Raw genomic sequence first — 1,391 nt, forward strand, 5'->3', positions numbered from 1 at the left:
GGGAGTGTCGGAATTTTTGTGGGCAGAACGGTGAATTGTCCTGCTAGTTTCCGGTTATCCGCTCACCATAGAACAGGGCGAGCGTGTTGAGTATATCCTTCCATCCACTGACCTTTCCAGTGATATTCGGCCGGTTTTTGATCGGGTTCCGGACGACCAGATAGAGCACCTTGAGAGCGGCCTGCTCGTTGGGGAAATGCCCCCGACGGCGGGTCGCCTGCCGGAACCTGGCGTTCAGGCTTTCGATCGCGTTCGTGGTATACACGAGTTTCCGGATCGGCGCCGGGAACCGCAAGAACGGCGTGAATTGCTCCCAGCTGTTGCGCCAGACCGCAATCATCGCGGGATACCGGGGTTCCCATTCGGCGGCGAACTCCTCGAAAAGTGATTCAGCAGCCTCGACCGTGGGCGCTGTGTAGATGGCCCGCAATTCGGTGGTGATCCGGCTCCAGTATTTCCGGGAGGAGTATTTCAGGCTCGCCCGCACGAGATGGACCACGCACTGCTGCACATCGGCCAGCGGCCAGGTGTCGTTGATCGCCTCGGGCAGTCCCTTGAGGCCGTCGCAGCATACGATCATGACGTCGGCGACCCCACGATTACGCAGTTCACCGAGGACTCCGGCCCAATGCTTGGCCCCTTCACCGCCGGTGCCGACCCACAAACCCAGCACATCCCGCTCGCCGGTCAGGGTGACACCGACCGCCACGTAGATCGGCCGATTCACCACTCGCCCGTCCCGGATCTTGACGAAAATAGCATCGATCAGCACGACCGGATACACGCGTTCCAGCGGCCGTGACTGCCATTCACTCATTTCCTCGATCACCTTGTCGGTGATCTTCGAGATCAACTCGCGCGAGACCTCCACATCATAGATTTCCGACAGATGTTTCTGAATTTCCCCGGTAGTCAACCCCTTCGCATACAACGAGATGATCGACTCGTCGAAACCCTCCACCCGTCGGGAATGCTTCGGAACCATCCGCGGCTCGAATTCCGAATTCCTGTCCCGCGGCACATCAATCCGCACCGAACCCACATCGGTATGCACGGTCTTCTGCGAACGCCCGTTACGGTGATTCCCGTCCCCGCGGACCGGCTGATCGCCCTTGGAATAGCCGAGGTGCTCGTCCATTTCGGCGTTCAATGCCGTTTCCAGGACGGTTTTCGTGATCTGGGACAGCAACCCACCCGGACCAGCCAGCGACAACCCCTCTTTCCGCGCCTTATCAATCAATTCCTGGGCGATCCGAACATCCAGACCCTCCGCTGCCGACCACTGTCCGGCCGCCGGCATCGACTCCTCCGACACGATGATCCCTTCCGCTGAGACGCTCGGCCTCAGCCTCTCCGATCACCGTCCCGCCCACAAGATCTCAGACAGTCCC

1 protein-coding gene is annotated in these 1,391 nt (G+C 60.0%); it reads right to left on the bottom strand.

The genetic code is table 11. The features are described 5' to 3' along the window. Window positions 1–43 precede the first annotated feature (43 nt). Entirely contained in the window at window positions 44–1,300 is a 1,257-nt protein-coding gene (locus IG65_RS0133910; RefSeq protein WP_030519003.1) for an IS256 family transposase, read from the bottom strand. Window positions 1,301–1,391 lie beyond the last annotated feature (91 nt).

The organism is Nocardia sp. NRRL WC-3656, assembly GCF_000720265.1.
GTDB lineage: Bacteria > Actinomycetota > Actinomycetes > Mycobacteriales > Mycobacteriaceae > Nocardia > Nocardia nova.

Excerpts from the sequence above, each read along its gene's own strand:
- IG65_RS0133910 (WP_030519003.1), bottom strand. The coding sequence starts at position 1,300 with ATGCCGGCGGCCGGACAGTGGTCGGCAGCGGAGGGTCTGGATGTTCGG.